Source organism: Aeromonas bivalvium, assembly GCF_000819765.1.
Lineage (GTDB): Bacteria > Pseudomonadota > Gammaproteobacteria > Enterobacterales > Aeromonadaceae > Aeromonas > Aeromonas bivalvium.
In genome coordinates this window covers 142,027-154,324 of record NZ_CDBT01000063.1, presented here as the reverse complement: position 1 = coordinate 154,324, position 12,298 = coordinate 142,027, and the positions used below count along the sequence as shown (strand labels likewise).

The window sequence follows — 12,298 nt, the reverse complement described above, 5'->3', positions numbered from 1 at the left end:
TGTGGGATGCCTTACAACAGCCGAGCCATCAGGGCGCGCAGCGCCTTGATCAGGGCCGGTTTGCCACTGAGCTCCAGGCGACGGGCCAGCAGATCCCAGCCGGTATACTGCCAGACGCTGGCGATGAGCAGGGCCCGCTCCTCCCGGGTCAACGCCCCCAGCCTGGCCGGGTTGCGCACCAGCCAACGCTGCAGGCTGGGCTGGCACAGCTCGAACGGCTTGTGCTGATGGGCAAAACAGCTCAGCTCATCCCAATCGAATCGCGCCAGCCCCTCCCCGCTCTGCTCACCCTGTTCCTCCCCTTCGAGGGGGGCCAGGCATAGCCACACCAGCTCGGGATCCAGCTCTCGCAGCGTCCCCGCCAGCAACGTCGGCAACTGGTGGCGAAAGCGCTCGTGCCAGCGACCCAGCTCGGCCTCCCGTTCGGGGCGCAGGGCCCGCAGCAGCAGGGCGGCATGGCTGCCGCTGGCGGCATCCCGTTGCAGGCCGATGCGCAGGGCCCGCAGCCCGGCCCTGCGCCAGAACGGCAGCAGATCCGCCGTGGCGGAGAAGGCGACCCCCAGATAGTCGAACCCGGCCCCGGCGTAATGGTCGATGAGTCCCTCGAGCAAGCGGCTGCCCAGACCTTGCCTGTGCAACTCCGGATGCACGGCGATGCGCAGCACCCTGGCATAGGCTGGCGCGCCGGCTTCCCGCAGGCCGCCATGGGCCAGCAGGGATTGCGGCAGCAGCTGACCTCGCGGCCGTCGCCGTCCCGCCCAGATGGCCTCGGCAAGGTCGGCGGGGATCCTTCCCTCCCGCGCCACCAGGGCCACTCCGAGCAGGCTCTCTTCTTGCTCCAGCAGGTGGATATCGAGATCCGGGCTCTCCAGCAGGATCCGCAGATCGCTCGGGCTGGTCTGGTAGTGCGCCAGCACCAGCAGACCGAATACCTGACCGAGCAGCGCCTCGTCCCCCGCCAGCGCCTGCTGGCTGATCTGGCGCCGCCGCGGCGCCGACGGCACCACCGGAGCCCGCACCCGGGCATCCAGCCCCAGCAGGCGAAACACCAGAGCCTCCAGCGGGCAGCCGGCACGCCAACGTATGGGTTCGCTCAGGCGCAGTTCCTGCCACCCCGGGGCCTGCCGATCGAGGTGGGCCTTGAAGCGCAGATGAAAGCCACGCCCCGTCCCCTCATAGCCATGCTCTGTGGTGGCGAAGACGATGCGGCCATAGCGGGCCAGCATGGCTTCGAGCAAGGGGGTGGGAATGGCGGCGGCCTCGTCGACGAGCAGCAGATCGCAAGGGATTGCCTCCTGCAGCAGTTGCAGGGGCGAGAAGAATGCCAGCCCCTCAGACTCGGGCCCGGCATGTTCGAACAGGCTGGCCACCGTGGCCCTGGCGGGCGCCGTGACGGCGATGCGCAGCCCGGGATTGTTCCGCAGCAAGGCGGCCGCGGCCAGCCCGAGCGCCGCACTCTTGCCGCGACCGCGGTCGGCGCACAGCACCAGGGGGCGATGACGATGGCCGTGCAGCATCTGCTCGATGGCCGAGATGGCTCTCCCCTGATCCGCCGTCACCGGGTGCTCGGCCCGGATCGGCTGCCAGGTGTCTCTGCCTTCTGCCAGGGTGAGGGAGAGGGCGGGGTCATTGGGCAAGAGGCGCGCCAGACGGGCGATGAAGCCATGACCTGCCCGTGGCAGCTCCTCCGGGATGGAGACCAGCCTCAGCCTATCGGGATCCGCAAAGCAGGGCCACTCGGCGCGAGGCGGGGTGAGCAGGATCAGCAGGCCACCGGCACGCAGGGTGCCCGCCAGGGCGCCGAAGGCATCGGGATGAAAGCCGCTGAAGCCATTGAAAACCAGGGTGTCGCACTCCTGGCCGAGCCGACGCAGCGCCTTGGCGGCGGGCTGGGGCGCATATTCCGCCGGCCCCTCGCCGAGCCAGAAGATGTCGCCATAGAGCCAGCCCAGCGCCGCCGCCATGGTCTCGGACTCGCTCCCCTCCAGCCAGACGAGGCGCCGCTCCCCGGCTGCGCGCAGCCCCTGGCGCAGCGTCTTCATGCGCCCTGACCTGATCTCGGCTCGAACATCTTGTCCCCCATCTGATCGATGAAGGTGTGCGCCTTCTGCACCATGAAACGCTCGGCATCGGCCGGGTTGGCGAACAGGTCCGAGCGGATGAACCTGTGGCTGTGCAACTCCCCGTCAATCTCTTTGGTGATGCGACCGGCCAGCCGATACTGGCCGCCCTCGGCCATGGGCTCGGGGTAGATGAGATAACCGGCATATTCGGTCGGCGTGACCTGGGGGGCAACGGGGGCGTCGCCGCCAAACAGGGACTTGAACAGGGTCTTGAACATGGCACCTCCGTGATGAGGGGACATTGTCCCCAAGGGGGTGAGAGCTGGCAAGGGGGGTGGCTTATTCCCAATCGTTATTTGCATGGAGAACCATTCTCATTTAGATTTCAGCCTATCCAACATGAGGAGTGAATATGTACGTTTGTTTGTGCCGCGGCATTACCGATACCCAGATACGTCAGGCGGTACAGGCAGGCAAAGGCGAGTTGCGCCAGCTCAAGCAGGAGCTGGGGCTTGGCAGCCAGTGTGGCAAGTGTCTGCCCATGGCCAAGGCGATCATCAAGGCCGAGCTCGACAAGGCGCCCCGCTACTACGAAGTGGCCTGAGGCCCCTCACCCCTCCCAAGCGGGCTCCTGCCCGCACACCCTGTTGTTGCCCTCTTCCTGGTCTAAGCTTGATGGATCCAGCAAGGAGGATTGACGATGAAAGGTGATACCAAGATTATCGCGCACTTGAACAAGGTACTGGCCAACGAGCTGGTCGCCATCAATCAGTATTTCCTGCATGCCCGCATCTATGATGACTGGGGCCTCAAGGCCCTGGGACACAAGGAATATCACGAGTCCATCGACGAGATGAAACACGCGGACGAGCTGGTCAAGCGCATCTTGTTCCTGGAGGGGCTGCCCAACTTGCAGGATCTCGGCAAGCTGCGCATAGGCGAAACGGTGGAGGAGATGCTGCGCTGCGATCTCTCCCTGGAGATGGATGCCATCCCGGATCTGAAGAGCGCCATCTCATATGCCGAATCCAAGCACGACTACGTCAGCCGGGATCTGTTTCAGGATATTCTCGAGGACGAAGAGGAGCATGTGGACTGGCTGGAGACCCAGCTCGATCTCATCGGCCGCATCGGCCTGGAAAATTATCAGCAATCCCAGCTCCATCACGGCTCCTGATCCCCGGATGTGTGCCCCCCTGGGACCCGCTGCGGCGGGTCTTTTTCATGGCAAGGCCTACAGACTTCGCCCGGATCACAGATATGGCGCCTCGATAGGCAGGGGGCCGCGCTTTCGATTAGGATAGGCCTCTTTCCTTTTTGACCCGGATACGACCATGGAACAGATAGCCAGAGAGATGGCGCCCCACAAGCGGGTAGCCCTGGTAGCCCACGACAACATGAAGACAGCCCTGCTCAACTGGGTTGGCCGCCGCAAGGAGGCACTCAAGCTTCATCACCTCTACGCGACCGGCACCACCGGCAGCCTGCTTGGCAAGGCAGCACAGCTGCCGATCACCTGCCTCTTCTCCGGCCCCATGGGGGGCGATCAGCAGCTCGGCGCCCTCATCGCCGAGGGCAAGATAGACGTGCTGATCTTCTTCTGGGATCCCCTCAATGCCGTGCCCCACGATCCGGACGTGAAGGCCCTGCTGCGCCTGGCCGCGGTCTGGAACATCCCGGTCGCCACCAATGAGGCGACGGCGGACTTCATCATGGACAGCCCCCACATGAATCAGACGTTCCAGGTGCAGATCCCGGATTACGCCGGCTACCTCAAGGCGCGCACCCAATAATCTGCGCGCCGAACGGGCACGAAAAAGGCGCCAATCTGGCGCCTTTTCGCTGGCTTGAGCCGCCTCAGCGTTGCAGGCTCTTCTGGGCGAACTTGGGCCTGGCGTTCATGATCTGCTCCACCTGCTCATCGCTCATCTTGCCACGAGACAGACCCAGCACCTTGTAGGTGAGCAGAGGGCGGGCCGGCAGGGCAATCATCAGGGCGCGGATCTGGTTCTCGTCATCCTTGTCCCGTGCCGGTTTGCCATAGGCGTAGGTGAGCACTCCGGCGTCTATCAGGTTTTTGACGGCGGGCTCGGTGATCGGCAGGTTTATGACGCTTTTACGCTGCAACACGAACTCGCGCAGCACCGCCTTCTCGTTGAAATCGAGGAAGGTGATCATCCGGGAGAGCTGCCCCTTTTGCTTGCGCGACTGCCACTCGTCACAGACCCACTCCCAGGCGATCAACATGCCCTGGCTGCAGAAATAGGAGATGGCGATCAACATGCCGACCCCGAGCCAGGCGGCGTGCTGGTCTGCCCAGGCACTCACGGCCCCCTTCATCAGCCCGGTCGGAAACAGCAATATGATGCTGCAGCACAGCAGCAGCCAGACCATGAGCCAATTGAGGCGATTCAGTTGGTAAAAATGTTGGATCCACCGTTTCATCGTTCACCCTTGCCAGATCATTGTGGACAGTAGTCAGGTCAAAGCAAGGGGTGTGCCAAGGCGCAGAAATGACAAAGGGGGGCACCATGTCCCCCGCTCATCCTCAGCCTTCAGCCGCGCCTCAGAACTGCTGGAACCAGCGCTGGATCTGGGCCGGATCCTTGCTCTGGGTCAGGGAGAGCATCAGCAGCACCCGCGCCTTCTGCGGGTTGAGGGTCTCGGCGGCGACGAAGCCGTACTTGGCGTCATCGATCTCCGCATCCAGGGTAGTGGCGCCGGTCGGCACGCGAGCGGAGCGCACCACGCGAATGCCGTCCTTGCTCGCCTTGGCCAGGGTGTCGAACAGGCTGTGGTAGAGGTTGCCGTTGCCCACCCCGGCGCTGACGATGCCGTCGAACCTGGCATCCACCAGGGCCTTGGCCGGCAGATCCGAGGCGTTGGCGTAGCTGTAGACGATGCCGACCTGGGGCAGCTTGTCGAGCTTGCTCACGTCGAACGGGGTCTTGCTGGTGTGCTGGCGGGCCGGGCTGCGCTGATAGTCGATCTTGCCGTTATGGATGTAGCCGAGCGGGCCGAAGTTCGGGGAGGCAAAGGTCTGCACCCCTGTGGTGTTGGTCTTGGTGACATCGCGGGCATCCAGCACGGTGTCGTTCATCGCCACCATGACACCACGCCCTCTGGAGGCGGGGTCAGAGGCGGTGACCACGGCGTTGTAGAGGTTCATGGGGCCGTCGGCGCTCATGGCGGTGGAGGGACGCATGGCGCCCACCAGCACCACCGGCTTGTCGCTCTTGACGGTCAGATTGAGGAAGTAGGCGGTCTCTTCCATGGTGTCGGTGCCGTGGGTGATGACGATGCCGTCCACGTCATCCCTGGCCAGCAGCGCGTTGACCCGCTTGGCGAGCGTGAGCCACACCTCGTCGTTCATGTCCTGGGAGCCGATCTTCACCACCTGCTCCCCCTGCACGTCGGCCACCTTCTTCATCTCGGGCACGGCGGCGATCAGGGTCTCGATGGCCACCTTACCCGCCTCGTAGTTGGACTGGGTGGCGGACTGACCCGCCCCGGCTATGGTGCCGCCGGTGGCCAGAATGTGCACGCTGGGCAGCGCCATGGCCATGGGGGAGAGGGTCAGGCCGAGTACGGCGGCGATCAGGGTCTTGCGAATGGGAAGGGTCATGCTGCAATCCTTTTGGATGAGTGAATTGCAGCATTTTTATTCTTTTTAAACGGGATTTAAGTGAACACTCTCACCAATAAAAAGAAGTAAGCAGAATATTAGTCTGATTTATACCAATTAAGTGATAATTCACTCTACCTGAAAGCCTCTCGCCTCGATCAGGGCGATCAACTCGGCTTTGCTCAGCTCGCTATCGATGACGGCCTTGCGGCTGGCAAAGTCGACGCTGGCGGTGCTGACTGACGGCTGGGCCAGCAGGGCCTTTTGCAGGCTGGCGGCGCAGCCGCCGCAGGACATGCCGGAAACGGTGAGTTCTATGGTCATGGGCTCTCTCCTCTGTCGATGTGCCATCAGCCTAAAGCTGCCGCCTCCGGCAAGGTCAAGGGCGAATGCCAATCCCGTCAGCCCAGGGCCATGCATCATGGCGGCGCCCAGGACGGCAGCTGATCCGCGCGCCCTGGTCAGGGGCTGCCGGCTTGGACGCCCCCCTCACGTCATGGCCCCATCACCCCATCAGCCCCAGATAGTTCATCATGGCGGCCCCCAGGCTGGTGGTGACGAGCGAGCCCAGGGTGGTGGTGGCGATGATGTTGGCCGCCAAGGCGCTGTCGCCCCCCATGGCCCGGGTCATCACATAGCTGGCGGCGGCAGTGGGGGTCGAACTGATGAGAAACAGGATGCCGAGGGCCTGGGGACTGAAACCGAGCGCCCAGGCTCCCAGTACCAGCAGCACGGGAATGCAGAGCAGCCGGTTGGCGGTGGCCCAGCCGGTCAGCAGGGCGCCGCCGCGCAGGGCCTTGAGGTTGAGGCTGGCGCCGGTGCACAGCAGCGCCAGCGGCAATGTCATGTTGGCAAAATAGTTGCCCGTGGTGGTGACCAGCTGGGGCAGCTCGATGCCGAACAGGCCGAACGGCAGAGCCGCCAGGATGGCGATGATGAGGGGGTTTTTGACTATCCCCTTGAGTATGGGTTTGAGCCCCTTTCCGCCCCCCAGACTGCGGGTCAGGGTGATCACCGCGAGAATGTTGTAAAGCACTGTGACCGAGCCCACCAGCAGGGCGGCGGCGCCTATGCCCTCGGGGCCATAGGCGTTCTGCACATAGGCCAGCCCCATGATCCCCATGTTGCCGCGAAAGCTGCCCTGCACGAAGATGCCGCGCTGGGCGCGCTCTGGGATGAAACGGGCCGCCAGCAGCTCCAGCACCAGGAAACCGGCCAGGGTGCCGAGCAGGCCGTAGACGATGAGCCAGGGGCTCGGCATGGTGGAAAAGTCGGTGCGCACCATGCTGAGGAACAACAACGCCGGCAGGGTGACCTGAAACACCAGGCGGGAAGCGGACTCGACGAAGCTGTCGGGCAAGAGCCCCAGCCGCTTGAGGCCTATGCCCAGCGCCAGCACCACGCAGATGGGGCCTGTGATGGAGAGGGAAAAGTGAAGGCTGGCGGTCAAATCCATGGTTCGCGTCCTGCGGCAGAGGAGGCCCTGGCGGGCAGAAGGCCCATTCTAGCGCCATGGGCTTGTATTCACAGGCTTTAATCACAACAATGTCTGCATCCCGGTTGTCGCCCTCCCCTGTCACGGATCCCCCATGGAAAAGAAACTGACCATCCTCGATATCGCCCGCCTCAGCGGGGTCGGCAAGTCGACCGTCTCCCGGGTGCTCAATCAGGATCCCAGGGTCAACGCCCAGACCAGAGCCAGGGTCGAATCGGTGATCGCCCAGCACGGTTTCGTGCCGAGCAAATCGGCCCGGGCCATGCGCAGCCAGAGCCAGCAGGTGGTCGGCATAGTGGTGTCGCGCCTCGACTCCAGCTCGGAGAACCAGGCGGTGCGCGGCATGCTGGAGACTCTTTACCAGCGTGGCTACGACGCCGTGCTGATGGAGAGCAAGTTCTCCCCCGCCAAGGTGAGCGAGCACCTGGCGGTGCTGGAGCGGCGCGGGGTGGACGGCATCATACTGTTTGCCTTCAACGATCTGGACTATGCCGCCATGACGCCGCTCAGGGAGAAGCTGGTGCTGATGGCCCGCGAGCGTCCCGGCTTCTCGTCGGTCTGCTTCGACGATGACGGCGCGGTGCGCGCCGTGCTCGCCCACCTCGGGGAGCGCGGCCTGACCGAGGTCGCCTATCTCGGGGTAGAACGCAGCGATCTCACCACCGGGCTGCGTCGCCATCAGGCTTACCTCGACTACTGTCGGGAACAGGGACGCACGCCCCGCAGCGCCCTCGGGGATCTCGGCCTGCATAGCGGCTACCGGCTCGCGGCCGAGCTGCTCACCCCCACCACCCAGGCCATGGTCTGCGCCAGCGATACTCTGGCCATCGGCGCCGCCAAGTACCTGCAGGAGCAGGGTCGCACCGACATACTGGTGAGCGGCCTTGGCAGCAATCCCATGCTGACTTTCCTCTTTGCCAACACCCTCAGCCTGGATTTCGGCTACAAGGCTGCCGGCATCCTGGCCGCCAGACAGCTGCTCGATCAGATTGAAGAGGGGCAGCCCCCCAGAGCCACCATAGCCCCCTGCCAGCCCCTGTAGTCTATCTTTTCCCCTCATGACCGGTGCTTTGCACTTTTTGTGACCAGCGCCACGAATTGGGAACGTTCCCATTGCTGAAGTCCACCACTGGCTTCATGCTGATTGGGAACGATACCAATAAGCGGGCGGTCATTGGCCAGCCGGCAAAGAAACGACCATTATTCATGGAGTCACAGAGGGAAGGCTCATGTCAAAAGTCAACACACAACATCTGGCGCAGCTGATCGAACGGATCGGCGGCAAGGACAACATCACCACCGTCAGCCACTGCCTGACCCGACTCAGGTTCGTGCTGGCCGATCCGGCCAAGGCCGACCCCAAGGCCATCGAGACCATCCCTTCGGTGAAGGGGAGCTTCACCCAGGGCGGCCAGTTCCAGGTGGTGATCGGCAACGAGGTGGATCAGTGGTACAAGGCGCTCACCCAGGAGATAGGCGTGAGCGGCGCCAGCAAGGATGCCGCCAAGCAGGCGGCCCGCCACAACATGAACCCGCTGGAACGCGGCATCTCCCACCTAGCGGAGATCTTCGTCCCCCTGCTGCCCGCCATCATCACCGGCGGCCTGATCCTGGGCTTTCGCAACGTCATCGGCGACATCAAGATGTTCGACGACGGCACCCACACCCTGGTGGAGATCAGCCAGTTCTGGGCCCAGGTGCACGCCTTCCTCTGGCTGCTGGGTGAAGCCATCTTCCACTTCCTGCCGGTGGGTGTCTGCTGGTCTGCGGTGAAGAAGATGGGCGGCTCCGAGATCCTCGGCATAGTGCTGGGCATCACCCTCGTCTCGCCGCAGCTGATGAACGCCTATGGCATAGGTCAACAGACCCCGGAAGTATGGGACTTCGGCCTCTTCGTCATCCAGAAGGTGGGCTATCAGGCCCAGGTCATTCCGGCCCTGCTGGCGGGTGTCTTCCTCGCCTGGGTGGAGACCAACCTCAAGCGCATCATCCCGGCCTATCTCTATCTGGTGATAGTGCCCTTCATCTCCCTGCTGCTGGCGGTGATCGTGGCCCACGCCCTGATCGGGCCGTTCGGCCGCTGGATTGGTGACGGCGTTGGCTTTGCCGCCAAGGCGGCCATGACGGGTTCGTTTGCCCCCATAGGCGCGGCCCTGTTCGGCTTCCTCTATGCGCCTCTGGTCATCACCGGCATCCACCACACCACCAACGCGGTGGATCTGCAACTGATGCAGAGCATGGGCGGCACCCCCATCTGGCCGCTGATCGCCCTCTCCAACATCGCCCAGGCCTCTGCCGTGGTGGGGATCATCCTCATCAGCCGCAAAGAGAACGAGCGGGAGATCTCGGTCCCGGCCGCCATCTCCGCCTACCTCGGGGTGACCGAGCCGGCCATGTACGGCATCAACCTCAAGTACAAGTTCCCCATGCTGTGCGCCATGGTGGGCTCAAGCTGTGCGGCCCTCATCTGCGGCTTCGCCGGTGTGATGGCCAACGGCATCGGGGTGGGCGGCCTGCCGGGCATCCTCTCCATCCAGCCGCAATACTGGGGCATCTACGCCGTCGCCATGCTGGTGGCCATCCTGGTCCCCGCCCTGCTGACCCTGCTGGTCTACAAGCGCCAGCAGGCGGCCGGCAAGCTGGATCTGGCCACGGCCTGATCCACACAACCTCGGCGGAGCCCTGGCTCCGCCCTTTTTATTGGCCTGTTCAACCCAGTTTCAACCAATGAGCGACCTAACCATGACACAGACCCCCTGGTGGCAAAGCGCCGTGATTTACCAGATCTACCCCAAGAGCTTTCAGGATTCCGGCGCCCGTGGCACCGGTGATCTCAAGGGGATCATGGCCCGCCTCGACTATCTCAAGACCCTCGGCGTCGATGCCCTCTGGCTGACCCCTGTCTACGTCTCCCCCCAGGTGGACAACGGCTACGACATCGCCGACTACCTGGACGTCGATCCCGCCTACGGCACCATGAGCGATTTCGAGGCGCTGCTGGCCGCCGCCCATGAGCGCGGCATCCGCATCGTGATGGACATAGTGGTGAATCACACCTCCACCGAGCACGCCTGGTTCAAGTCGGCGCAGGGTGATAAAAACAGCCCCTATCGCGACTACTACATCTGGAAAGCTCCGGTGGAGGGCGGCGTGCCCAACAACTGGCAATCCAAGTTTGGCGGCAGCGCCTGGGAGCTGGACCCGGCCACCGGCCAGTACTATCTGCACCTGTTTGCCCGCGAGCAGGCGGATCTCAACTGGGAAAACCCTTTGGTTCGCGCCGAGGTGAAAAAGATCATCCACTTCTGGGCCAAGAAGGGGGTGGACGGTTTTCGTCTCGACGTCATCAACCTCATCTCCAAGGATCAGGCATTCCCTAACGACGAGATTGGCGATGGCCGCCGCTTCTACACCGACGGGCCGCGCATCCATGAATTCCTGCAGGACATAAGCCGCGACGTCTTCGCCCCCGTGGGGGCCATGACGGTGGGGGAGATGTCCTCTACCTCGCTGGAGCACTGCCAGCGTTATGGCGCACTGGATGGCTCCGAGCTCTCCATGGTGTTCAACTTCCACCACCTCAAGGTGGATTACCCCAACGGCGACAAGTGGACCAAGGCCCCGTTCGATTTCCTCGAACTCAAGCGCATCTTCAACCACTGGCAGAGCGGCATGCATGGCAAGGGGTGGTCGGCGCTGTTCTGGTGCAACCACGATCAGCCGCGCATCGTCTCCCGCTTCGGCGACGAGGGCGAACATCGCGTGGTCGCCGCCAAGATGCTGGCCAGCACGCTGCACGGGTTGCAGGGCACCCCCTACATCTATCAGGGGGAGGAGATCGGCATGACCAACCCCGGCTATCAGCGCATCGACGACTATCAGGATGTGGAGAGCCGCAACATCTTTGCCATCAAGCAGGCGGAGGGGATGAGCGAGGCCGAGATCCTCGCCATTCTGGCGGCCAAATCCAGGGACAACTCCCGCACCCCGATGCAGTGGAGTGCCGCCCTCAATGCGGGCTTCACCCAAGGTTCGCCCTGGCTCAAACCTGCCGCCAACTATTCCGAGATCAACGCAGAGGCGGCGCTGGCCGACACCGACTCGGTGTTCTGGCACTATCGGGATCTCATCGCCCTGCGCAAGACATATCCCATCTTCACCCAGGGGGATTATCAGGAGCTGCTGACCGGACACGATCGTATCTGGGCCTATGCCCGCCGCGCCGACGGTCAGACCCTGCTGGTGGTGAGCAACTTCTACGGCGAGCCGGTGGAGTTTGCCTTGCCTGCCGAGCTGCAAACCGGCGAAGGTCGCCTGCTGCTTGGCAACTACCAAGACAGCCCGGCCCGCCCGCAATCCTGCAAGCTGCGCCCTTATGAATCCCTGATCTGGCTGATGGAGCACTGATGACTGACGCAACGACAGTGCAGCGGCCCGCCGTGCGTGGCCTGGAGTGGCAGAAGATGGTGGCGGGAGCGCCCTATGATGCGGGGGATCCTGAACTGCGGGCTGCGCGGGAGCAGTGCCGCGCCCTGCTGGGAGAACTGAACCGGGAGCAAACCGATGCCCCGGGCTGGGATGAGCGCCTTACCCGCCTGCTGGGCGGCCGCGCAGAGCGCTGTTTCATCACGCCCCCCTTCTTCTGCGACTATGGCGCCAACATCTTTGTCGGCGAGAATTTCTACGCCAATTTCAACTGCACCATCCTGGATGTGTGCGAGGTACACATAGGCGACAACGTGCTGCTGGCCCCCGGGGTGCAGATCTACACCGCCACTCACCCTGTGGCGGTGGCACCACGCATCAAGGGGGTGGAGTTCGGCAAGCCGGTGCGCATCGGCAACAACGTCTGGATTGGGGGCAGCGTCGTCATCTGCCCGGGCGTCACCATAGGGGACAACAGCGTCATCGGAGCAGGGTCAGTTGTCACCAGAGACATTCCGGCAGGCGTGGTGGCGGTGGGCAATCCCTGCCGGGTCTTGCGCCCCATGACGGCAGAGGAGCTGGCAGCCGGGTAGCCCGGCTGACACAGAGGGGCAGGTGGTACCTGCCCCTTTCTATTTCCTGACGTCCCCTTCGCGCTCCCGGGATTCCAGAAAGACTTCGCCCCCTTCC

General features: G+C 63.6%; 13 protein-coding genes. 7 read left to right on the top strand and 6 right to left on the bottom strand.

Features of this window, described 5'->3' with window-relative positions; genetic code table 11:
- Window positions 1–11 precede the first annotated feature (11 nt).
- Both BN1119_RS18730 and BN1119_RS18725 read right to left on the bottom strand, forming a co-directional pair.
- A complete protein-coding gene (locus BN1119_RS18730) occupies window positions 12–2,057 on the bottom strand; it encodes a tRNA(Met) cytidine acetyltransferase TmcA (RefSeq protein WP_409337754.1) in 2,046 nt (681 codons plus the stop codon).
- Window positions 2,039–2,341, bottom strand: a complete 303-nt coding sequence (locus BN1119_RS18725) for an HlyU family transcriptional regulator (protein WP_042001831.1) — start codon at window positions 2,339–2,341, stop codon at window positions 2,039–2,041. Before BN1119_RS18725 ends, BN1119_RS18730 begins: the two co-directional genes overlap by 19 nt.
- A 134-nt stretch (window positions 2,342–2,475) precedes the next feature.
- On the opposite strand from BN1119_RS18725, the gene BN1119_RS18720 reads away from it, so the two are divergent.
- The 3 genes from BN1119_RS18720 (at window position 2,476) to BN1119_RS18710 (ending at window position 3,856) form a co-directional block, all read left to right on the top strand.
- A complete protein-coding gene (locus BN1119_RS18720; protein ID WP_042001828.1) occupies window positions 2,476–2,667 on the top strand; it encodes a bacterioferritin-associated ferredoxin in 192 nt (63 codons plus the stop codon).
- 96 nt (window positions 2,668–2,763) lie between these two features.
- Window positions 2,764–3,240, top strand: a complete 477-nt coding sequence (gene bfr, locus BN1119_RS18715) for a bacterioferritin (RefSeq protein ID WP_042001826.1) — start codon at window positions 2,764–2,766, stop codon at window positions 3,238–3,240.
- A gap of 157 nt (window positions 3,241–3,397) precedes the next feature.
- On the top strand, window positions 3,398–3,856 hold the full coding sequence (locus BN1119_RS18710; RefSeq protein WP_042001823.1) for a methylglyoxal synthase: 459 nt from the start codon (window positions 3,398–3,400) through the stop codon (window positions 3,854–3,856).
- Window positions 3,857–3,920: 64 nt separating this feature from the next.
- Here the strand turns inward: BN1119_RS18710 and BN1119_RS18705 are convergent, their stop codons facing one another.
- The 4 genes from BN1119_RS18705 to BN1119_RS18690 form a co-directional block, all read right to left on the bottom strand.
- The gene (locus tag BN1119_RS18705; protein WP_042001820.1) at window positions 3,921–4,508 is read right to left on the bottom strand and encodes a superinfection exclusion B family protein; all 588 of its coding nucleotides are present in this window, start codon (window positions 4,506–4,508) and stop codon (window positions 3,921–3,923) included.
- A 121-nt stretch (window positions 4,509–4,629) separates the two neighbouring features.
- On the bottom strand, window positions 4,630–5,688 hold the full coding sequence (gene ansB, locus BN1119_RS18700; protein WP_042001817.1) for an L-asparaginase 2: 1,059 nt from the start codon (window positions 5,686–5,688) through the stop codon (window positions 4,630–4,632).
- A gap of 129 nt (window positions 5,689–5,817) precedes the next feature.
- The gene (locus BN1119_RS18695; protein WP_042001814.1) at window positions 5,818–6,012 is read right to left on the bottom strand and encodes a heavy-metal-associated domain-containing protein; all 195 of its coding nucleotides are present in this window, start codon (window positions 6,010–6,012) and stop codon (window positions 5,818–5,820) included.
- A 181-nt stretch (window positions 6,013–6,193) separates the two neighbouring features.
- Window positions 6,194–7,144, bottom strand: coding sequence for an AEC family transporter (locus BN1119_RS18690; protein WP_042001810.1), 951 nt, complete (start codon window positions 7,142–7,144; stop codon window positions 6,194–6,196).
- 133 nt (window positions 7,145–7,277) lie between these two features.
- Between BN1119_RS18690 and treR the strand changes: the two genes are divergently transcribed.
- The 4 genes from treR to BN1119_RS18670 all read left to right on the top strand — a co-directional run bounded on the left by treR (window position 7,278) and on the right by BN1119_RS18670 (window position 12,201).
- Window positions 7,278–8,225 (top strand): trehalose operon repressor TreR, encoded by a 948-nt coding sequence (gene treR / locus BN1119_RS18685; protein ID WP_042001806.1) that lies wholly within the window; start codon window positions 7,278–7,280, stop codon window positions 8,223–8,225.
- A 187-nt stretch (window positions 8,226–8,412) separates the two neighbouring features.
- Window positions 8,413–9,843, top strand: coding sequence for a PTS trehalose transporter subunit IIBC (treB, locus tag BN1119_RS18680; protein ID WP_042001804.1), 1,431 nt, complete (start codon window positions 8,413–8,415; stop codon window positions 9,841–9,843).
- Window positions 9,844–9,925: 82 nt separating this feature from the next.
- The gene (treC, locus tag BN1119_RS18675) at window positions 9,926–11,590 is read left to right on the top strand and encodes an alpha,alpha-phosphotrehalase (protein ID WP_042001802.1); all 1,665 of its coding nucleotides are present in this window, start codon (window positions 9,926–9,928) and stop codon (window positions 11,588–11,590) included.
- Window positions 11,590–12,201 carry a sugar O-acetyltransferase gene (locus BN1119_RS18670; RefSeq protein ID WP_042001800.1) on the top strand — a complete coding sequence of 204 codons (612 nt, stop codon included), beginning with the start codon at window positions 11,590–11,592 and terminating at the stop codon, window positions 12,199–12,201. The genes treC and BN1119_RS18670 overlap by 1 nt, the downstream gene beginning before the upstream one ends.
- The last annotated feature ends 97 nt before the right edge of the window (window positions 12,202–12,298 follow it).